This window comes from Dyella sp. LX-66, from assembly GCF_018599165.1.
Taxonomy (GTDB): Bacteria; Pseudomonadota; Gammaproteobacteria; order Xanthomonadales; family Rhodanobacteraceae; genus Dyella_D; species Dyella_D marensis.
In genome coordinates this window covers 25053-46117 of record NZ_JAHFVJ010000018.1, presented here as the reverse complement: position 1 = coordinate 46117, position 21065 = coordinate 25053, and the positions used below count along the sequence as shown (strand labels likewise).

At 69.1% G+C, this 21065-nt stretch carries 18 protein-coding genes; 9 read left to right on the top strand and 9 right to left on the bottom strand.

Annotated features, from left to right (window positions below; all coding sequences use genetic code 11):
* The first annotated feature begins 35 nt into the window (after positions 1–35).
* Both KK141_RS21515 and KK141_RS21510 read left to right on the top strand, forming a co-directional pair.
* A complete protein-coding gene (locus KK141_RS21515) occupies positions 36–791 on the top strand; it encodes a c-type cytochrome (protein WP_214573067.1) in 756 nt (251 codons plus the stop codon).
* Complete coding sequence (locus KK141_RS21510) at positions 788–2077, top strand: c-type cytochrome (RefSeq protein ID WP_214573066.1); 1290 nt, start codon at positions 788–790, stop codon at positions 2075–2077. Before KK141_RS21515 ends, KK141_RS21510 begins: the two co-directional genes overlap by 4 nt.
* Positions 2078–2193: 116 nt before the next feature.
* On the opposite strand, the gene KK141_RS21505 is transcribed toward KK141_RS21510, so the two are convergent.
* Together KK141_RS21505 and KK141_RS21500 are read right to left on the bottom strand one after the other, a co-directional pair.
* Positions 2194–2544: a GFA family protein gene (locus KK141_RS21505; RefSeq protein ID WP_214573065.1), complete on the bottom strand. Its 351-nt coding sequence runs from the start codon at positions 2542–2544 to the stop codon at positions 2194–2196.
* Positions 2545–2576: 32 nt separating this feature from the next.
* On the bottom strand, positions 2577–3113 hold the full coding sequence (locus tag KK141_RS21500) for a mismatch-specific DNA-glycosylase (protein WP_214573064.1): 537 nt from the start codon (positions 3111–3113) through the stop codon (positions 2577–2579).
* 110 nt (positions 3114–3223) lie between these two features.
* On the opposite strand from KK141_RS21500, the gene KK141_RS21495 reads away from it, so the two are divergent.
* The 3 genes from KK141_RS21495 (at position 3224) to KK141_RS21485 (ending at position 9857) form a co-directional block, all read left to right on the top strand.
* Positions 3224–4327 (top strand): mechanosensitive ion channel domain-containing protein, encoded by a 1104-nt coding sequence (locus tag KK141_RS21495; protein ID WP_214573063.1) that lies wholly within the window; start codon positions 3224–3226, stop codon positions 4325–4327.
* A gap of 145 nt (positions 4328–4472) precedes the next feature.
* Positions 4473–5963: a ribonuclease G gene (gene rng / locus KK141_RS21490; RefSeq protein WP_214573062.1), complete on the top strand. Its 1491-nt coding sequence runs from the start codon at positions 4473–4475 to the stop codon at positions 5961–5963.
* Between the two features lie 24 nt (positions 5964–5987).
* The gene (locus KK141_RS21485; RefSeq protein ID WP_214573061.1) at positions 5988–9857 is read left to right on the top strand and encodes a YhdP family protein; all 3870 of its coding nucleotides are present in this window, start codon (positions 5988–5990) and stop codon (positions 9855–9857) included.
* A gap of 7 nt (positions 9858–9864) precedes the next feature.
* Here the strand turns inward: KK141_RS21485 and KK141_RS21480 are convergent, their stop codons facing one another.
* The gene (locus tag KK141_RS21480; RefSeq protein ID WP_214573060.1) at positions 9865–11073 is read right to left on the bottom strand and encodes a sterol desaturase family protein; all 1209 of its coding nucleotides are present in this window, start codon (positions 11071–11073) and stop codon (positions 9865–9867) included.
* Positions 11074–11223: 150 nt separating this feature from the next.
* Between KK141_RS21480 and tldD the strand changes: the two genes are divergently transcribed.
* The gene (gene tldD, locus KK141_RS21475) at positions 11224–12663 is read left to right on the top strand and encodes a metalloprotease TldD (RefSeq protein WP_167257882.1); all 1440 of its coding nucleotides are present in this window, start codon (positions 11224–11226) and stop codon (positions 12661–12663) included.
* 274 nt (positions 12664–12937) lie between these two features.
* Positions 12938–14548 carry a S53 family peptidase gene (locus tag KK141_RS21470; protein WP_214573059.1) on the top strand — a complete coding sequence of 537 codons (1611 nt, stop codon included), beginning with the start codon at positions 12938–12940 and terminating at the stop codon, positions 14546–14548.
* 102 nt (positions 14549–14650) lie between these two features.
* Here the strand turns inward: KK141_RS21470 and yjgA are convergent, their stop codons facing one another.
* On the bottom strand, positions 14651–15181 hold the full coding sequence (gene yjgA / locus KK141_RS21465) for a ribosome biogenesis factor YjgA (RefSeq protein WP_214573058.1): 531 nt from the start codon (positions 15179–15181) through the stop codon (positions 14651–14653).
* A gap of 20 nt (positions 15182–15201) precedes the next feature.
* Positions 15202–15453 (bottom strand): DUF1653 domain-containing protein, encoded by a 252-nt coding sequence (locus KK141_RS21460; protein ID WP_167257876.1) that lies wholly within the window; start codon positions 15451–15453, stop codon positions 15202–15204.
* Positions 15454–15571: 118 nt separating this feature from the next.
* Here KK141_RS21460 and pmbA point away from each other — a divergent pair, with 118 nt between their 5' ends.
* Positions 15572–16939: a metalloprotease PmbA gene (gene pmbA, locus KK141_RS21455; protein ID WP_214573057.1), complete on the top strand. Its 1368-nt coding sequence runs from the start codon at positions 15572–15574 to the stop codon at positions 16937–16939.
* Positions 16940–17231: 292 nt separating this feature from the next.
* Positions 17232–17660: a DUF4870 domain-containing protein gene (locus KK141_RS21450; RefSeq protein WP_167257872.1), complete on the top strand. Its 429-nt coding sequence runs from the start codon at positions 17232–17234 to the stop codon at positions 17658–17660.
* A gap of 54 nt (positions 17661–17714) precedes the next feature.
* Here KK141_RS21450 and KK141_RS21445 read toward each other — a convergent pair whose 3' ends face one another.
* From KK141_RS21445 to KK141_RS21430, 4 genes are all read right to left on the bottom strand, one after another.
* Positions 17715–18608, bottom strand: coding sequence for a farnesyl diphosphate synthase (locus KK141_RS21445; RefSeq protein WP_214573056.1), 894 nt, complete (start codon positions 18606–18608; stop codon positions 17715–17717).
* A complete protein-coding gene (locus tag KK141_RS21440) occupies positions 18592–18849 on the bottom strand; it encodes an exodeoxyribonuclease VII small subunit (RefSeq protein WP_167257868.1) in 258 nt (85 codons plus the stop codon). Before KK141_RS21440 ends, KK141_RS21445 begins: the two co-directional genes overlap by 17 nt.
* A gap of 101 nt (positions 18850–18950) precedes the next feature.
* Complete coding sequence (tilS, locus tag KK141_RS21435) at positions 18951–20255, bottom strand: tRNA lysidine(34) synthetase TilS (RefSeq protein WP_345777627.1); 1305 nt, start codon at positions 20253–20255, stop codon at positions 18951–18953.
* Positions 20248–21000, bottom strand: a complete 753-nt coding sequence (locus tag KK141_RS21430) for an NYN domain-containing protein (RefSeq protein WP_214573055.1) — start codon at positions 20998–21000, stop codon at positions 20248–20250. The genes tilS and KK141_RS21430 overlap by 8 nt, the downstream gene beginning before the upstream one ends.
* Positions 21001–21065: the final 65 nt, after the last annotated feature.

Sequence of the window (21065 nt, the reverse complement as noted above, 5' to 3'; positions counted from 1 at the left end):
ACGGAGCGAGGAAGGGCGGCGCCTATAATCGGCCGATGAACCGAGCCCAGCTGTGCCATGCCAGGCGTGTGTGCTCCGCCGTCCTGTTGATCGCCGCCATCGCCCTGGCCGGCGCCGTGCACGCCCAGGCGGCGGACAACGACCCGCCGCACGTGCCGGACACGCTCAAGCAGCGCATCGCCAGCTGCACCGCCTGCCATGGCGAACATGGCGAAGGCACGCCGGAAAGCGGCTTTTTCCCGCGCCTGGCCGGCAAGCCCGCCGGCTATCTGGCGCGCCAGCTCAAGGACTTCCAGCAGGGCCTGCGCAAGTACGGTCCGATGGAATACACCACGCGCTACCTCACCCCCGACTACATGCGCGAGATCGCCGAATACTTCGCCGCGCAGGAAGTGCCCTACGCGCGCTCGCCGATGCCGCGCATCGCGCCGGATGCGCTCAAGCGCGGCGAGGAACTGGCCACCAAGGGCGACCCGTCGCGCCAGATTCCGCCCTGCGCTGCGTGCCACGGCACCCAGCTCACCGGCGTGCAGCCGGACGTGCCCGGCCTGGTCGGCCTGCCGTACGACTACCTCAGCTCGCAGCTCGGTTCCTGGCGCACCAAGACACGCGCCACGGTGGCGCCGGACTGCATGGCCGAGATCGCCAGCCGCCTGAGTGTCGACGACATCAGCGCGGTCTCGGCCTGGCTGGCCGGCCGCGAGCTGCCGGCGGACATGCATGCGCAGCCGGCCGGTTCGATCACGCCGCCGCTGCATTGCGGCGTGCTGAGCGCGGAGGCCAAGCCATGAAGATCTTCCGCATCGGTTTCGCCGTCGTCGTGCTGGCCGGCCTGGGCGTGGCCGGCTGGCTGTTCCTGCGCGGCGGCCAGCCGTCGGTGCCGCGCTCGGCCAGCCAGGTGGATGCCGCCGCGCTGAAGGATCCGGCGCTGATCGCCAAGGGCGCCTACCTCACCCTGGTCGGCGACTGCGCCTCCTGCCATACCGAGCAGGGCGGCGCGCGCTTTGCCGGCGGCCGCGTGGTGGGCACGCCGTTCGGCGACATCCCCGCGCCCAACCTCACGCCGGACCGCGAGACGGGCCTTGGCGACTGGAGCTTCGAGGCGTTCCGCCAGGCGCTGCACAACGGCGTCGACCGCAACGGCCAGTTCCTGTATCCGGCCTTCCCGTACACCTCGTACACCAAGGTGTCGCGCGACGACGCGCTGGCCATCTTTGCCTATCTGCAATCGCTGGCGCCGGTGCACCAGGCGGCGAAGCAGCCGGGCCTCGGTTTCCCCTACAACGTGCGCAACACGCTGAAGGCCTGGCGCGCGCTGTATTTCCGCGAAGGCGAATACGTGGCCGACGACACCAGGTCGCCGGAGTGGAACCGCGGCGCCTACCTGGTGCAGGGCCTGGGCCACTGCAACGAATGCCACGTCGAGCGCGATGCCTTCGGCGGCATGCGCAGCGACCAGTCGCTGTCCGGCGGCCAGATCCCGGTGCAGAACTGGTACGCGCCGGATCTCAGCACGCAGGCCAACGGCGGCCTCGCCGGCTGGAGCGGGCAGGACATCGTCGACCTGCTGAAGACCGGCCAGTCCGCCAAAGGCACCGCATTCGGGCCGATGGCCGAAGTGGTGGCGCGCAGCACCCAGCATATGAACGAGGCGGACCTGAAAGCGGTCGCCACGTATCTGCAGTCGCTGCCGGCGCGTCCGCGCGTGTCGTACCAGCCTTCGCCGCTGGATACCAAGCCGATCCTCGACCAGGGCGCCAAGGTCTACGCCGAGCGCTGCGCCGATTGCCACGGCAGGCAGGGCGAAGGCGTGGCCGGCGTGTATCCGCCACTGCGCGGCAATTCTTCGGTGAACGAGCCGACCGGCATCAACGCGATCCGCGTGGTGCTGCTCGGCGGCTTCGCGCCGGCGACGCAAGGCAACCCGCGCCCGTACTCGATGCCGCCGTTCGCGCAGCAGCTCAACGACAGCGACGTGGCGGCGGTGGCCACCTACATCCGCCAGTCGTGGGGGAACGACGCGCCGCTGGTGCAGGAGCGCGACGTGATCAAGTACCGGCATACGCCGATCGATTGATGGCGAGCCTGCGTAGGTTGGGGTGAGCGCCAGCGAACCCCAACGCCCTCACCTGCACCTGCATCGAAGCGTTGGGGTTCGCTGGCGCTCACCCCAACCTACGTCCGTGTTGCGGATCAGAAACTGCGTCCATCCACCGGCACGCGCTTGATCGCCGCCAGATCGACACCTTCCAAGCACCGCACATTCACCGCCGTAATCAACTTCCCATCCGGCATCGTCCCCAGCGCAAACGGCGCGCAACCGCATTGCTTGCAGAAGTGGTGGGCGATCACGTGCTTGTTGAAGTGATACACGCCGAGCTGGTCTTCGCCGCCGTGCACCTGGACCTGCTCGCGCGGCACGAACCACAGCAGATAACCCTTGCGGCTGCAGTGCGAGCAATTGCATTCCATCGCCTGCTCCGGCGGCTCGGCGTTGTCGACTTCCAGGGTGATCGCGCCGCAGTGGCAACTGCCTTTGAGCATGGGAAGTCCTCCTTGGTGGGTGATGCGCAACCCTACGCGCCGCGGCTGCGGCGGACAACGTCCGCCAGCGTTCGCCATGGCGCCAGATCCCAATGCCCGCGCGCTTGTCCGGACGGCGAGGGCAGTACGAACAAACGCGTTGCGCCGATGCGCTCCGGCTGCAGGCCGTAGTCCGCCGCGCGGTCCAGCGCCGCGCGTGCGGCGGCCTTGCTGGTGAAGGCGAGCAGGGCGGGGGCGTAGCGTTCGATCTTGGCGTGCAGGGCCGGTGCGTCGAAGGCGCCGCGCGGCAGTTCGTCGTCGTTGCCTGAGTGCAGCTTGGCCACGTCGGTCAGGCCCAGGCCGTAATCCGGCAGCTGCGGATACTCGGCTGGCAGCAGCAGGCGCGGCGTCAGGCCACAGGCATGCAGCGCACGCCAGAACATGTTGCCGGGATGCGCGTAATAGGCTTGCTCGGCCGCCGAGCGCTTGCCCGCGGCGGTGCCGCAGAACACCAGGGCCAGGCCTGGGCGCAGCACGTCGGGAAGGATGTGCGCCGGCGCGGCGGCGAGCGGGCGGGGAGTCGCGGGCATGACGCGCACTGTAACGGGGCACCGTGCGTTCATCGATCGACCACGGAATCTGGACATCCCCTGCGGCACGGTAGGACGTCGTTGTCTCCCCTACGCCTTCCCCGCGACGTATGGCCATCGATTTCGCCAGTTTCTGGAACGATCATCCGCTCGGCCGCCTCGGCATCACGGTGGCCATCGCGCTGGCGCTCGCCTTCGTGCTGCGCCGGGTGGCGCGCGCGGTGCTGCGGCGGCTGTCGCGCCGGCACCCGGCGGCCTACGGCATGGTCAGCCGCGCCAATGCACCGATGGAATGGCTGGTGCCGCTGCTGACCGTGGCGGTGGCGCTGCGCGTCACGCCGGACGTGGAGTCGCTGCGCTTCATGGGCGACGTCCGCCACCTGCTGCTGGTGGCGCTGATCGCCACCATCACCTGGCTGGTGGTGCGCTGCATCGGCGCGCTGGAAGACCTGGTCATCCGCCTGCATCCGGTCGACCTGGCCGACAACCTGCGCGCGCGCAGCGTGGTCACCCAGGTGCGCGTGCTGAGCCGCTCGACCATGGTGCTGTTCATCCTGGCCGGCCTGGCCGCGGTGTTGATGACCATCCCCGGCGTGCGCCAGTTCGGCGCCAGCCTGCTGGCCTCGGCGGGCCTGGCCGGCCTGGCCTTGGGGCTGGCCGCCAAGCCGGTGCTGAGCAACCTCATCGCCGGCCTGCAGATCGCCCTGGCCCAGCCGATCCGCCTGGACGACGTGGTGATCGTGAAGGGCGAATGGGGCCGCATCGAGGAGATCACCGGCACCTATGTGGTGGTGCGCATCTGGGACGAGCGCCGGCTGGTGGTGCCGCTGAACTGGTTTATCGAGAACCCGTTCGAGAACTGGACGCGCCGCAGCGCCCAGCTGATCGGCACGGTGTTCCTGTGGGTGGATTACCGCCTGCCGCTGGATCCCCTGCGCGCCGAGCTGGAGCGGCTGTGCCGGGAAACCCGGGAATGGGACCGCCGCGTCTGCGTGCTGCAGGTGGTGGACGCCGGCGAGCGCGCCATGCAGCTGCGCGCCCTGGTCAGCTCGGCCGACTCGGGCCAGGGCTGGGACCTGCGCTGCCGCATCCGCGAAGGCCTGATCGCCTTCGTCCGGCGCGAATACCCGGACTGCCTGCCGCTGACCCGGGTCGACTGGCGGCCCGGGCCGGAGGGCGGGGCCGCCGCCGCGCCGGAGCCGGCGGAGCGCTAGCCGGCCGTGAAACCCGCGGCCCCCGCGCCTGTCTCAAAGCACAGGGCGCCCGGCCACGGCGCGAACGGGTTCGCGGCCCGCGCACGGGCGCATCGACGACCGTCCGCCCAGCCGCTATAAAGACCCTCCGAGAGGGGAGTGTTCGGTGAGTGAAGAGATTCTGATCAATGTGACGCCGCGCGAAACCCGCGTCGGCGTGGTCGAAAACGGCATGCTGCAGGAAGTGCATGTCGAGCGAGCTTCCCGCCGCGGCTACGTGGGCAATGTCTACAAGGGCCGCGTGCAGCGCGTGATGCCCGGCATGCAGGCGGTGTTCGTGGATATCGGCCTGGAGCGCGCGGCCTTCCTGCATGCCTCCGACATCGTGCGCCCGCCGCTGCCGGTGGCCGCCGAGGGCGAGGCGGTGGTGGTGCCGGCCGGCAACGGCCATACCCCGTCCATCAGCGAACTGGTGCACGAAGGGCAGGAAATCGTGGTGCAGGTGGTGAAGGACCCGATCGGCACCAAGGGCGCCCGGCTGTCCACCCACCTGTCGATTCCCTCGCGCTACCTGGTGCTGCTGCCGCATGCGCGCACCCTGGGCATTTCCGCGCGCATCGAGGACGAGGCCGAGCGCCAGCGCCTGAAAGAGGTGATGACCTCGCTGATCGGCGAAAACCCGCTGGGCTACATCGTGCGCACCAACGCCGAGGAGCAGACCGCCGAGTCGCTGGCCTTCGACGTCACCTACCTGGGCAAGGTCTGGCGCGTGGTGCAGGAGAACATCGCCAAGGCCAAGGTCGGCGAGCGCGTGTACGAGGAACTCTCGCTGCCGCTGCGCAGCCTGCGCGACATGCTCAACGACGACATCGAGAAGGTCCGCGTGGATTCGCGCGAGACCTACGAGAAGGTCGTGAAGTTCGTGCACAAGTTCATGCCGAGCCTGGACGACCGCGTCGAGCACTATTCCGGCGAGCGTCCGATCTTCGACCTGTACGGCGTGGAAGACGAAATCCAGCGCGCGCTGCGCAAGGAAGTGCCGCTGAAATCCGGCGGCTACCTCATCGTCGACCAGACCGAGGCGATGACCACGATCGACGTCAACACCGGCGGCTACCTGGGCACGCGCAACCTCGAGGAAACGGTCTACCGCACCAACCTCGAAGCCGCCCAGGCGGCCGCGCGCCAGCTGCGCCTGCGCAATCTCGGTGGCATCATCATCATCGACTTCATCGATATGACCGACGAGGAACACAAGCGCCAGGTGCTGCGCATGCTGGAAAAGGGCCTGCTGCGCGACCACGCCAAGACCACGGTGTATCCGATGTCCGCGCTGGGCCTGGTGGAGATGACGCGCAAGCGCACCACCGAAAGCCTGGAACGCCAGCTATGCGAGCCGTGTCCCGCCTGCGGCGGCCGCGGCACGGTGAAGACCGCCGAGACGGTGACCTACGAGATCTTCCGCGAGATCACCCGCGCGGTCCGCCAGTTCAATGCCGAAAAGCTGCTGGTGATGGCCAGCCCGAAGGTGGTCGGCCGCATCCTCGAAGAGGAGTCCGTGGCCGTGGCCGAATTGGAGGAGTTCATCTCCAAAAGCATACGCTTCCAGGCCGAAGAGCATTATTCGCAGGAACAGTTCGATGTCGTTCTCCTCTAGTTCGCTGCGCGGCGAGAGCCGCCGGTGAACGTTTCCGTGCGCCACCTGCACCGGATCGCCCGCGCCCTGGGCTGGATTCTGGGCGTGGCCCTGATCAGCCTGGCGGTGCTGGCCGGGCTGATCCAGCTGCTGCTGCCGACCCTGGCCAGCCATCCGCAATGGGTGGCGGCGCAGCTGGGCAAGGTGCTGGAGCGGCCGGTGTCGTTCACCTCGCTGGAAGGGCGCTGGGAGCCGTCCGGCCCCCTGTTCGTGATGCGCAACATGGTGGTGGCGGCGGGGCCGGGCGAGAGTCCGCTGAGCATCCCGGAGACCGAGCTGAAACTGGACCTGGGCGGCTGGCTGATGCCGTCGCGCCACCTGGTCAACCTGCGCGTGCGCGGCATGCAGCTGGACCTGGCGCGCGGCAAGGACGGCAGCTGGCACGTCAACGGCATCGGCGTGGCCGGCGGCGGCGAGCGGCAGAATCCTTCCTTCGGCCGGCTCTCCGTCGAACTGTGGCTGCGCGACCTGCGCCTGGATATCGCCGACGAAGCCACCGGCAAGCACTACGCGCTGCTGGCCAGGCAATTGCGCGTGAGCCGCCAGGGCGGCCGCGTGCGCATGGGCGCGATCCTGCAGCGCGAAGGCGTGGCCGGCGAGCTGCGCGGCGCCGGCAATTTCCGCGAGGACGGCGCCGACGGCCGCCTGTGGATCAGCGGCAACAAGGTCGACCTGCACGCCTTTACCGCCGGCGTGGACATGGGCGGCTATACGGTCGACAGCGGCAGCGGCAGCTTCTCCAGCTGGCTGGACTGGCGCGACGCGAAAGTGGTGCGCAACCTCACCCGCGTGGATCTCGACGGCCTGGCGCTGACCAACCCGGAAGGCCGCCAGGCCCGCGTCGCCTCGCTGCATGCGCTGGGCGATCTGCACAAGACCGACCAGGGCCTGCGCGTGCGCTGGGGCGCGGACGACGGCGGCGCGCTGGCGCTGGACGTGCGCAACGGCGGCGACGGCCATGCCGACGAGGCGCTGATCGCCGCGCGCGACCTGCAGCTCAGCGCGCTGGCGCCGTGGGCGGCGCTCAAACCCGAACTCTCGCCCGGCATGGCGCAATGGCTGGGCACCGGCAAGCCGCGCGGCAAGCTGGGCAACGTGGCGCTGCGCTGGACGCGCGCCGACGGCCTGGCCAGTGCCACGGTCGGCTTCAGCGGTTTAGGCATCGATGCGGCGGGCAAGCTGCCCGGTATCGACCATCTCGACGGCACCCTGCGCGGCGATGCCGGCGCGCTCTCGATCGAGCTGCCCGCGCAGGCCACCGTGCTGCGCTTTCCGCACACCTTCCGCAAACCGTTCGTGCTGTCGCGCCTGGCCGGCAGCTTCGCGGCCTGGCACGAGGACGGCGACTGGCATCTGGGCATCGAGCCGCTGGACTTCGACGGCGAAGGCTTCGGCGGCAATGCGCGCGGTGAGATCCGCCTGCCCGACGCCGGCGGGCGTCCGTTCCTGGACCTGTACGCCGTGCTCGATCACGCCGACATGGAGGCCGCCAAGCTGTTCTGGCCGACCGACTCGATGTCGCCGCAGGCGATCGAATGGCTGGACCGCGCGCTGGTCTCCGGCAAGATCGAGCGCAGCGACCTGCTGGTGCGCGGCGACCTCAAGGACTGGCCTTTCCATGCCAACGAAGGCCGTTTCGAAGCGCGCGCCCAAATCAGCGGGCTGAACCTGGATTACGGCAAGAACTGGCCGCGTGCCGAAGGCATCAACGCAGTGGCCAGCTTCGTCAACAACAGCATGCTGGTGGAAGCCAGCGACGGGCAGTCGCTGGGGGTCAAGGCCGAACGGGCAGTGGCGCTGATTCCCGATCTCGCCCACACCGTGCTGGACCTCAACGTGCACGGCTCCGGCAGCGGCGCGAGCCTGATCGATTTCGTCAAGCACAGCCCGATCGGCAGCCGCCAGGCCGATGCGCTGAACAAGCTGAGCCTGGGCGGCACCGGCAGCTTCGATTTCCATCTGTCGCTGCCGATGAAGGACTCCAAGGACTTCTTCCTCAATGGCACGGCCGACCTGAAAGACGTCGACCTCAACGCGCCGGACTGGAACCTCAAGCTCGACAACATCAGCGGCCCGGCCACCTTCGATGCGCACGGCTTCCACGGCGGACCGCTGGATGCCGTCTTCCGCGGCCAGCCCTCCAAGCTGGACATCGCCATCGCTGCCGCCACCGGGCGGCCGGATACCGAGTTCTCCGCGCGCCTCAGCGGCCGCTACGGCATGGCCGAACTGGTGCAGGGGCTGTCCCAGCTCGACTGGCTGAAGGACGTGGCCAGCGGCCGCAGCGATACCACCGTCGGCTTCGACATCGTGCGCCAGGACACCGTGGCCAGCAGCGCGCAGCTGCTCACGCTGGACACCAATTTCGCCGGCATGGCGCTGGATCTGCCGGCGCCGCTGAAGAAATCCGCCGACGGCAGCCTGCCGACGCATCTGGCGCTGACCCTGCCGGTGTCGGGCGCCGACCTGCAGATCGCGCTGGGCCAGGTGATGCGCCAGCGCTTCCGCCTGCCCGACGACAAGCGTCCGCTCGCCGCCACCTTCAACTTCGGCACGCGCATGCCCGACACCGTGCCCGACAAGGGCATCCGCGTGCGCGGCCGTGCCGCGCGCATGGACGTCACCGGCTGGGTGCAGCGCGCCGCGGCCGGCAGCAGCAGCGATGGCCCGGGGCTGGAGAGCATCGACGTCAGCGCGGACCAGGCCGAGGTGTTCGGCCACGCGTTTCCATCCATGCGCATCCAGGCGGCGCCGGAAGGTGGCCAGTTGAACGTGGACGTGGACAGCGCGGACATCGTCGGCCGCTTTGTGGTGCCGACCGCCGATCTCGATAAACGCGGCGTCACGGCGCGGCTGCAGCGCTTGTACTGGCCCAAGACCAATGGCCAGTCCGGCGACAACAAGAACAACCCCGGCGACCAGCTGAAAACCGATCCGGCCAACACCGGCATCACGCCGTCCGCGCTGCCGCCATTCCATTTATGGGTCGGCGACCTGCGCTTCGGCGAATCCAAGCTCGGCGAGGCGCGCCTGGAAACCTGGCCGACCGACCGCGGCATGCATTTCGACCAGCTGCGCGCGCTGTCGCGCAGCGTGCAGATCAATGCCAGCGGCGATTGGGAAGGCACGGCCACCAACAGCCACACGCATCTGCGCATCGATTTCGCCGCCGAAAACCTCGGTGACATGCTCGGCGCCTTCGGCTTCGCCGGCATGTTCAACGGCGGCAAGACGCGCGCGCACCTGGACGCCACCTGGCCCGGCGCACCCTCGGCGATGGAGCTGGCCAATATGGACGGCAAGCTGAGCATGCAGGTCACCGACGGCAGCATTCCCGAAGTCGCGCCCGGCGTCGGCCGCCTGTTCGGCCTGGTCTCGCTGGTGGAACTGCCGCGCCGTCTCACGCTGGATTTCGGCGACGTGTTCGGCAAAGGCCTGGCCTTCGATTCGATCACCGGCGACTTCGCGCTGGCCGGCGGCAATGCCACCACCAACAACCTGGCCATGCGCGGCCCTGCGGTGGAGATCACCATCAAGGGCCGCACCGGCCTGCGCAGCAAGGACTACGACCAGCAGGCGCTGGTGATTCCGCACGTGGGCAACAGCCTGCCGATCGTCGGCGCGGTGGTGGCCGGTCCGCTGGGCGCGGCCGCGGGCTTCGTCGCGCAGGGCCTGCTGGGACGCGGCCTCAACCGCGTGGCCAGTGCGCGCTATCACATCGGCGGCAGCTGGGATAAGCCGGATATTTCGCTGGTGGAGAAGAAGAACCTCTCCGCCGCCGAAGCCGCGGCGGCAGCGCCGGCACCCGCCGCGCCGGTGCCGGCACCCGCGCCGGCGAGCAGCGCGGCGCGCTGAACCGGTTTCAGGACTCGCCGGGTTCCACCGGCTTGGTGCTGCCGCGGAACGGGAACAGCTGCTGGCGCACGAAGCCGTCCGGCATGTAGTCGCCGACCACGCCGTACTTCTCCGGAAACTTCTTCGTCGACTTCACCGCGGTGCCGAAGAAGTAGTCGAGGAAGGCGTAGTGCGCCGCGTAGTTCTTGTCGATCGCCTCGTCGTCGGAGGCGTGGTGCCAGTGGTGGAAATCCGGCGTCACCACCACGTACTTCAGCGGGCCCCAGGGCAGGTGCACGTTGGCGTGGTTGAACACCGCCTGGAAGCCGACCACGATGATGTAGGCGTTCATCACGCCTTCGCTGAAGCCCAGGATGTACAGCGGCGCCAGCACGCAGACGCGGGTGAAGATCAGCTCCAGCATGTGCTGGCGCGAGCCGGCCAGCCAGTCCATGGTTTTCACGCTGTGGTGCACCGCGTGGAAGCGCCACAGGAACGGCACCTCGTGATACGCGCGGTGCGTCCAGTACTGCGCCAGGTCCGCCACCAGAATGCAAAGCAGCAGCTGCGGCACGAAGGCGATGTCGCGCACCGTCTGCTGGAAGCCGCTGCTGACCAGCCAGCCGAACAGATGGTGCAGCAGGAAGTTCACCACCAGCAGCGCCAGCCCCACGATGAAATGATTCACCGCGAAATGCTTGAGGTCCGTCTGCCATTCCTTGCGGAACAGCGACTGGCCCTTGTACAGCGGAAACAGTTTCTCGATCACCACGAAGATCAGGGTGGAGCCGAGCAGGTCGAGGATGAACCAGTCCAGCCCGATATACGGCGTGTGATCCGGAAAATTGCCCACCGGCACGCGCGAGCCGCCCATCGCGGTGGCGGCCACCACCAGCGCGAACGCGACGATGTTGATATTGCGCAGGCGCCCGAGAATCACGTTGCCGAGCGAAATGCCGCCGGCGATCAGCAGCGCGCCCAGCAGCAGCTGGCGCAGCAGGTCGACCGAATACTTGTGGCGCAGGTCGGGCGTGGTCAGGTACTGCGGGAAATGGAAAGCCAGTACGCCGAGCAGGCTGAGCACGCCGAGCGACAGTGCGAGCACGCTGCTGATCTTGCCCAGGCCGGGTTTCAGCTCGCCGTCGCGGTGCAGCAGTTCGCGGGTGTCTTCCAGCGGGGCTTTCACAGTGCGGTCGATGACCTTCTGGGCCAGCTCGCGTTTGGAGGTGTCGCTCATCGGTGGTCCTTCACGTGGGGCGCCGGCGGTTCCGGCCAGCCTGGAGCATGGTAGCCGGGCGGGGGCGTGCCGCTCCACCACGGCTTTAAACGCATGGCGGCGGCCCCCACTTGCTACAGTCTTACGTCCCATCGCACAGGCCGTCACCCCATGGATTCATTGATTGCCCAGGCCGAGCGCCGCCTCCTGGCGCCGGGCGGCCTGGCCGCCACCGATCTCGACCGCGTGTTCTCCCAGCTGATGGGGCCGTCGATCGACGCCGCCGACCTGTATTTCCAGCATTCGCGCAGCGAGTCGTGGATCCTCGAGGAAGGCATCGTCAAGGACGGCAACCACTCGATCGAGCAGGGCGTGGGCGTGCGCGCCATCGCCGGCGAGAAGACCGGCTTCGCCTATTCCGACGAGATCGTGCTGCCGCAGCTGCTGGAAGCCTCGCGCGCCGCGCGCGCGATCGCCCAGGACGGCAACGGCGCCGGCAAGCCGCTGGCGCTCAACGGCGCGCGCCAGCTGTATCCGGCGATCGACCCGGTGGAAAGCCTGCCCAACCCCGACAAGATCGCCCTGCTGCGCGAGGTGGACGCCTATGCGCGCTCGCGCGACCCGCGCGTGAAGCAGGTGATCGTGAGCATCGCCGCGGTGATGGACACCATCCTGGTGGCGTCCTCCGACGGCACCCTGGCCGCCGACGTGCGCCCGCTGGTGCGCCTGAGCGTGCAGGTGATCGCCGAGCAGAACGGCCGCCGCGAGCAGGGCCATTCCGGCGGCGGCGGCCGCTACGGCTACCGCGAGCTGATGGAAAACGGCCGCGCCCTGGCCTTTGCCGACGAAGCCGTGCGCCAGGCGCTGGTGAACCTGGACGCGGTCGACGCGCCGGCCGGCAGCATGACCGTGGTGCTCGGCCCCGGCTGGCCCGGCGTGCTGCTGCACGAGGCGATCGGCCACGGCCTGGAAGGCGACTTCAACCGCAAGGGCAGCTCCGCTTTCGCCGGCCGCATCGGCCAGCGCGTGGCGGCGCCGGGCGTCACCGTGGTGGACGACGGCACCCTGCCGGGCCGACGCGGCTCGCTGAGCATCGACGACGAAGGCACGCCGACCGAGTGCACCACCCTGATCGAGGACGGCATCCTCAAGGGCTACATGCAGGACAAGCTCAACGCGCGCCTGATGGGCATGCAGCCCACCGGCAACGGCCGCCGCGAATCCTTCGCCCAGCTGCCGATGCCGCGCATGACCAACACCTACATGCTGGCCGGCCAGCACGACCCGCAGGAGATCCTCCGCTCGGTCAAGCGCGGCCTGTACGCGGTGAACTTCGGCGGCGGCCAGGTCGACATCACCAGCGGCAAGTTCACCTTCTCCGCCAGCGAGGCGTACCTGATCGAGGACGGCAAGGTCACCCGGCCGGTGAAGGGCGCCACCTTGATCGGTTCCGGCCCCGACGTGCTCACCCGCGTGTCGATGATCGGCAACGATCTCGCGCTCGACGAAGGCGTGGGCGTGTGCGGCAAGGACGGGCAGAGCGTGCCGGTGGGCGTGGGCCAGCCGACCTTGCGCGTGGACGGCATGACGGTGGGCGGCACGGCGTCTTGATCCATCGCGCATGCGCGTTCGCGCATGCGTTCTTTCGCGAGAAATTCCGCTTTATTCGCAAGGACTTTCTCGCTTTCTAAAAGCCAAACGAAAGCTTCTTCCCGTGTGCTAGCGGCACGCGGGGAGGGGCGGTGCGTTGCCGGGGAACGGGAGCTTCACAGGGGGACATCCAGACAAGGAACGGCGAGGTATCCGGGTTGCCTGCGTCCGGCGGCGTGCCGCCGGTACTCACGCCCATCACGGGCATCGAAGACAACCTTTTGGAGATGTTTTCATGCAGATGAAGAAGACCTCGTTGTGCCTGGCGCTCGCCGCGATCGTGGGGACGATCGCAGCCGCACCCGCCATGGCCGCAGGACCGAACAACGCGTGGGCGAACACCGCCACGCACGCGCATGAACTGGCCGCGACGGCGACCACCGCGGATCTGGCCGAAGCCAGCCTGCCGGTGCACGTCGAAGTGGTGCTGAAGCTGCAGAACCGCTCGGCGCTCGACGACTTCATCAAGGCCTCGCAGGACCCGGCCAGCGCACTGTTCCACGCCCGGCTCAGCACCGCCGATGCGCAGGCGATGTTCTCGCCGAGCCAGGCGCAGGTGCAGGCGGTGGTCGACCATCTGCGCGGCGCCGGCTTCAGCAACATCCAGGTGTCGGCCAACCGCCTGATCGTTTCCGCCGACGGCAACGCCGGCACCGCGCAGAACGCGTTCGCCACGCGCCTGGTCAAGGCGCACGACGCCGAAGGCCGCGCGGCCTACGCCAATATCGACGACGCCAAAGTGCCGGCGCATCTGGGCGACTCCGTGCTGGCCGTGGTCGGCCTGCAGACCGTCGCGCACCCGCACACCATGCTCAAGCTCGCCGCGCGCAGCGGCACCAACGCAACCACCGGCGTGACCGGCCACAATCCGACCGCGTTCCCCACCATCTACAACGTGGGCAGCACACCGAACGCATCGACGATTACCGTCGGCATCATCAGCGACGGCAACATGACCCAGCCGCTGAAGGACCTGGCCAGCTTCACCAGCGCCAACGGCCTGCCGGCAGTGAACACCCAGGTGGTGACGGTGGGCACGGCGGGCACCGATACCAGCGGCACGCCGGAGTGGGACCTGGACAGCCAGGACATCGTGGCGATGTCCGGCGGCGTGGGCAAATTGATCTTCTACGCAGCCAACTCGCTGTCCAACAGCGCGCTCACCCAGGCCTACAACCGGGCGGTGACCGACAACCAGGCGCGCGTGATCAACGTGTCGCTGGGCGAGTGCGAGACCTCCGCGCACAGCGACGGCTCGATGGCCGCCGACGACCAGATCTTTGCGTTGGGCGTCGCGCAGGGGCAGACCTTCTCGGTCTCCACCGGCGATTCCGGTTCGAACGAGTGCAGCAAGGCGCCGCGCGGCACCACGCCGAGCTATCCGGCCAGCTCGCCGTACGTCGTCGCCGTGAGCGGCACCACGCTGAGCACCGGCACCGGCAACAGCTGGACCGGCGAGACGCTGTGGGCGAAGGCCGGCGGCAGCCCGAGCACGCTCGAGCCCAAGCCGAGCTGGCAGACCCAGGGCGGCGGCACCACGCGCGACGTGGCCGACGTGGCGATGGATGCGGATCCGAACTCCGGCTCCATCATCATCGTCAACGGCAGCAACGCGCAGTACGGCGGCACCAGCCTGGCCGCGCCGCTGTTCGCGGCGACCTGGGCGCGCATGCTCGCGGGGCATTCGACCTTGGGCTTTGCCGGTCCGCATCTGTACCAGGTGCCGGCGACGGTCTATCACGACATCACCTCCGGCAGTAACGGCGGCGAGACGGCGACCGCCGGCTGGGACTATGCCAGCGGCTTCGGCAGCACCATCGTGACCAACCTCAACAGCAGTCTCTGAGGTTTCGCCACGTGCAAATGCAAAGGGGCGCCGCGAGGCGCCCCTTTGTCGTGTCTGCCGGTGTAGGTTGGGGTTCGCCTGCGGCTCACCCCAACCTACGTGTCATGCGTCGCCCGCGGCGGCCAGATCCTTCAGCAGCTGGAAGATCTCGCGGTACGCGCGCGGCGGCTTGTTCTTCTCGCGTTCCAGCCGCGCCTGGCGCAGCAGCGAGCGCAGGTGCTGGCGGTCGAGCTGCGGATAGGTGGCGATCAGTTCCGGCAGCGCGCTTTCCTCGTCGGCCAGCAGCTTGTCGCGGGTGGCTTCCAGGCGATGCATCGCCGCGGTTTCCTGGCGCTGGCGCTCGCGGTTCTCGCCGAGCGCGGCGCGCACGCCGTCGAACACCTCGTTGTCGTGCTTGCGCATGGTCTTGGCCAGAAAGCCGAGCTGGCGCTTGCGTGCGATATGCGAGGTGATCTTGCGGGTGTTGGCGATCTCGCGCAGCACGTCTTCGGGCAGGTCGAGCTTGGCCAGGCGGCTGGGCGGCAGTTCGACCAGCTGCTGCGCGAGCTCCAGCACGGCCAGCGCATCGCGGCGCTGCTGCGTGCGGGTCGGGCCGTAGTCGTGATCGGGATTGTCGGTATAGGTGCGATGCACGGGTTCAGTCTCTTTCTGCTTCAGGGCGCGGCGATGGCCGCGCCAATGGCGATGCCGGGTTCGGCGCGTTCGAGCGCGAAGCGCGGCACGGTTTTCCCATCGACCTGCACCGTCTCGCAGAACATCGCGGCGGGACGTACCCACAGGCCGTGCTCGCCGTACAGCGCCTGGTAGACCACCAGCGTTTCCATGGTCTCGCTGTGGCGGGCGGTGCCGAGCACGCGGTAAGGCTGCCCTTTGTAGTGACGGTACAGGCCGGTCTCCGGCACCATGGCGCTTTTCTCCGCGGCGAGGCTTTGCATCGGCCGCGGCGCCCCCACGTCGGGAGGCTGCGCGGCTGCTGCTTGGAATGGGCCGCGTATTCTACCCGCCAGCCTTCAGGAAGCCCATGTGAGCGCGATTTCCGTTCCCTCCGACCGCAGCCAGCAGGATCTCGACCGCCTCGCCGAGCTCGCCCAGGACGTCATCCGCCGCGCCCGCGCCGCCGGCGCCAGCCAGGCCGAGGTGGCCGCCAGCATCGACACCGGGCTGAGCGTGAACGTGCGCCTGGGCGAGGTGGAGACGGTGGAGCACACCCGCGACCGCGGCTTCGGCCTCACCGTGTACTTCGGCCAGCGCAAGGGCTCGGCCAGCACCGCCGACCTCAATCCGGACTCGATCCAGGCCACCCTGGACCAGGCCTGCGCGATCGCCCGCTATACCGAGGAAGACCCCGCCGCCGGTCTGGCCGACCCCGCGCGCATGGCCACGGTCTTCCCCGAGCTGGACCTGTGGCACCCCTGGGCGCTGGACACGCCGGCCGCGATCGAGCTGGGCCAGCGCGTGGAGCAGGCCGGCCGCGCGCAGGCCGGCATCACCAATTCCGAGGGTGCCAGCGTGCAGGCGGGCGAGAGCCTGTCGGTGTACGCCAATTCGCACGGCTTTCTGGGCCGCGAGCGCGGCACGCGGCATTCGCTGTCGCTGTCGCTGATCGCCGGCGACGAGGACGGCATGCAGCGCGACTACTGGTACGACAGCGTGCGCAGCGCCGACGATTTCATGAGCGCCGAAGCCCTGGGCCGCAAGGCCGCCGAGCGCACCCTGGCACGGCTGGGCGCGCGCCGCCTGTCCACCCGCCAGAGCCCCGTGCTGTTCGTGCCGGAGCTTGCGCGCAGCCTGATCGGCCACCTGGTGGGCGCGGTCTCCGGCGGTGCGCTGTACCGCCGCGCCAGCTTCCTGCTGGACCACGCCGGCAAGCAGGTGATGCCCTCGTGGCTGAACATCGTGGAGCGGCCGTTCCTCAGCCGTGGGCAGGGTTCGGGCGCGTTCGACGCCGAGGGCGTGGCCACCCGCGACAGCTCGCTGATCGAGGACGGCGTGCTCGCCCGCTACGTGCTGGGCAGCTATTCGGCGCGCAAGCTGGGGCTGGAGTCGACCGGCAATGCCGGCGGCATCCACAACCTGATCGTGGAAGCCGGCGCCGCCGACCGGGGCCGCGACGACTTCGCCGGCATGCTGCGGCGCCTGGGCACCGGCCTGCTGGTGACCGAAGTGATGGGGCAGGGCGTGAACACCATCACCGGCGACTATTCGCGCGGCGCGGCGGGCTTCTGGGTCGAGAACGGCCAGATCGCCTACCCGGTGGAGGAAATCACCATCGCCGCCAACCTGCGCGACATGTACCTGGGCATCCAGGCGGTAGGCACGGACGTGGACCCGCGCTCGCACCTGCTGACCGGCTCGGTCCTGCTGGACAAAATGACCATCGCGGGCGAGTGAGCTTTGGCTTGAGCCCCTCTCCCGCCGGCGACCCGAAGGTAGTCCCTGTGGGAGAGAGGGGTTGGGGTGAGGGTACGGGCGGAGCGCGAGAGTGATGTGCGCCGCTCCGGCCGGACCCTCATCCGGCTGCCGCCACCTTCTCCCCGTGCACAGAACTGGTGAACGGGGAGAAGGGTTCCAGTTTGGGGGCTGAGGCTAGGTCTACGGTTGGCTCGGCAAACCGCCGCGCCCCTTGCTAGCATCGGCGCCACCGGCATCGAGGCCGGATCACCGCATGGCCAGGAGAGCACGCATGAGCGTCCCACCCGAATCCGTCGAGCCTACCGATCCGACACCGCCCTCGGACATGCCGAGCGCCGAGGAGCGCCAATGGGCCATGCTGGCCCACCTGTCGGCCCTGCTGGGCACCCTGGTCACCGGCGCCTGGTTCGGCATCGGCTGCTTCCTGGGGCCGCTGATCATCTGGCTGGTGAAGCGCGAGACGATGCCCTTCGTCGACGACCAGGCCAAGGAAGCGCTGAACTTCAACATCACCATGGCGATCATCGCGGTGGTGCTGCTGCTGATCACCGTGCTCACCTTAGGCATAGGCATCATCCTGGCCGTGCCGGCCGGCATCATCATCGGCATCGCGTGGCTGGTGCTGGTGATCATGGCGACGATCAAGTCGAACGAAGGCGAGCGTTACCGCTATCCGTTCTGCCTGCGCCTGATCAAGTAAGCCGGCTTGCCGGCGCCAACGAAAGAGGCAGCCCATGGGCTGCCTCTTTGCGTTTCAGTGATGGCGCCGCGCCGCGTACAGCGCCAGCCGTTCCAGCAGCGCGCCGCGTTCGCCCAGCGGGGCGATTGCCTGCAGCGCGGTGGCGGTGAGTTCGTCCAGCCGCGCGCGCGAGGCGTCCAGGCCGATGATCGAAGGGAAGGTCGGCTTGTCGTCGGCCGCGTCCTTGCCGGCGGTCTTGCCGATCACGGCGGACTCGCCTTCCACGTCGAGGATGTCGTCGCGCACCTGGAAGGCCAGGCCCACGGCGTGGGCGTAGCGGTCCAGCGCGTCGAGCGTGGCTTCGTCGGCGCTGGCGGCCAGCGCGCCCAGGCGCACCGAGGCGCGGATCAGCGCGCCGGTCTTGCAGGCGTGCATGTGTTCCAGCGCGGCCAGGCTCAGCGTGCCGCCGACCGCGCCCAGGTCCAGCGCCTGTCCGCCGGCCATGCCTTCGGCGCCGCAGGCGCGGCCCAGGCTGCGCAGCATGGCCAGGCAGCGGGCCGGGTCGGTGTGGCCGTCGTTGGCCAGCAGTTCGAAGGCCAGCGCCTGCAGCGCGTCGCCGGCCAGGATCGCCATGGCCTCGCCGAACACCACGTGGCAGGTGGGGCGGCCGCGGCGCAGCTCGTCGTCGTCCATCGCCGGCAGGTCGTCGTGCACCAGCGAGTAGGCGTGGATCAGTTCTACCGCACAGGCCGGTGCGTCCAGCGCCGGGCCGTCTTCGCCCAGCGCGTGGCCGGCGGCGTAGACCAGCAGCGGGCGCAGCCGCTTGCCGCCGCCCAGGACCGCATAGCGCATGGCGCGGTGCAGGTCGGCGGGGGAGCGTTCTTCGGCGGGGAGGGCCTGGGCGAGAGCCTGGTCGGCGCGGGCGATCAGCGCCTTGAGCGCCGGACCTAGATCAAAGTTCGGGTTCAAACGGTTCTGCGCTGTCGGGGTGTTCGGGATCGAGCAGCAGGCGCACGCGCAGTTCGGCCTGTTCCAGGGCCTGCTGGCAGTGGCGATACAGGCCGATGCCGCGCTCGAACGAGGCGAGGGAGTCGTCCAGGCTCAGGTCGCCGCCTTCCATGCGCGCCACCAGCTGTTCGAGCTCGTCCAGCGAATGTTCGAAATCGGCGGGAGCAGCGGGTTCGGCAGGGGCGGGTGCGGGCTTGGCCATGGCCGGAAAAATTAACGCAGCACCCGCGCGGAATCAATCCGCGCGAGGCTGAAAAGCGTGTCGGAAAGCGCCCGGCCGGGCTGGCGGCGCAGCGCCGCGGCTCAGCCGGCAGGCCGCCAGCGCGGCTGTCCGCCGGCAGCGCGGAACCAGTCCACGGCGGCGTCGCTGCGCCAGCGGTCGGCTACGGCCAGCAGTTCTTCGCCCGCATAGATCAACGGACAGGCCGCACGCTGCCACGGTGGCAGTTCGCCCTGCTGGAACAGATCGCGCAGCTCGCGCGTGTGGCGGTCGCCGCTGGGGCGGAGGCGTTCGCCGCCCCGGCGCAGGCGCACGGTCAGCGGCTCGCGCAGCGGCGTGCCTTGCCACTCCAGCAGGCCGCCATCGGGCAGGGGCAGCGGCTGGCCTTGCCACGAGGCCTCCCAGTCCGGCGAGGGCGCCTGTGCGGGCGGCACGGCCCACAGGCGGCCTTTCCAGATGCGCAGGTCGGTATCCGGCCAGTGGATGCACGGCACGCGCCCTTCGCGCAGTTCGCGCAGCTGGCGTTCGATCTGTGCGCGTTGGGCCAGGGTCGGGATGCGGCGCCCGCGTGCGCGCAGCCAGTGATCGAGCAGGGGATCGCGCAAGGCGGGCGGCAAGGCGAGCCATGCCGCCGCGTCGAGGCTGCCGGTGGCGCGGTCGTGCAGCCGTTCGAACTGCGCCAGCCACTGCTCGCGCAGTGTGTCCGCCGCGGCGCGCTGGTGCGCGGCGGCGTGCAGGATGGCATCGATCGCGTGCGGCCAGTGTTCGGTCACGCGCGGCAGCACTTGATGGCGCAGATAGTTGCGCGACAGCCGCGTGTCGGCATTCGACGGATCGTCGATCGCCGACAGGCGATGGCGCTGCACGTAATCGCGCAACACCTCGCGCGGCGTGCGCAGCAGCGGACGCCACAGCATGCCCGCGCCGAGCGGACGCAACTCACGCATGCCGCCCAATCCTTCCGGGCCGCTGCCGCGCAACAGCTTGAGCAGCACGGTCTCGGCCTGGTCGTCGCGGTGATGGCCGAGCAGCAGGAGTTCGTTTTCGCGCAGCACGCCGGCGAATGCGGCATAGCGTGCGTGGCGCGCCGCGGCTTCGAGTCCTTCGCCGCCTTGGCGTTGCACCTCTACGCGTACGACGCTGCATGCGATTTCCAGCACGGAGCAGAACTGCCGCGCCTGTTCGGCCCACGCGCTGCTGTGCGCATGCAGGCCATGGTCGACATGCACCGCGCGCAATCCGCGCGCGCGAGCTTCTTCCAGCCCGGCCAGGGCATGCAGCAGTGCGGTGGAATCGGGGCCGCCGCTGAAGGCGACGCACAGGCCGCCTGCGGGTTGTTCGCGCAAAGCCTGCCGCAACCGCGCGGCGAGTGGCTCGGCCTTACTCACGAGTCACGGGTTTCTTCGACTTATGGCGCACGTAGATCACCTTCGGCCGACCCTCGCCGGGGCTGCGCGCGTCCATCTCGAACAGCGTAGTGGCGGCGATCAGTTCGCTGAGCTTGTTGTAGCCGTAGCTGCGCGCATCGAAGTTCGGCCGCTGCTTGGTGATGATCGAACCGACGCCGCCGAGCCCGGCCCAGCCGTCGTCGTCCGAGGCCGCTTCCACGGCGTTGCGCAGCAGGTTGACCAGGCCGCTGTCCTGCTTCAGCTGGGCGGCGGTGCGCGGCTGGCGCGGCGCCTCCTCGTCGGGCTTGGCGACCAGGATGTCGGTGTAGATGAACTTGTCGCAGGCGGCGACGAACGGATCCGGCGTCTTGCGCTCGCCGAAGCCGTACACGATCAGGCCGGATTCGCGGATGCGCGCGGCCAGCCGAGTGAAGTCGCTGTCGCTGGAGACGATGCAGAAGCCGTCGAAGCGGCCGGAGTACAGCAGGTCCATCGCATCGATGATCATCGCCGAGTCGGTGGCGTTCTTGCCGCTGGTGTAGCCGAACTGCTGGATCGGCTGGATCGACTGCGTGAGCAGCTGCTCCTTCCAGGTCTTCAGGTGATGGCTGGTCCAGTCGCCATAGGCGCGCTTGACGTGAGCGGTGCCGTACTTGGCCACTTCGGCTAGCAGGGCTTCGGCGAGATTCGGCTGCGCGTTGTCGGCATCGATCAGGACGGCGAGCTTGGTGCTGTCGCTGGCCATGGCGGCCTCCGGCGGGATGGGCCGGGGGATGATAGCGCTAAGGAAACGCGGCGTAGGTTGGGGTG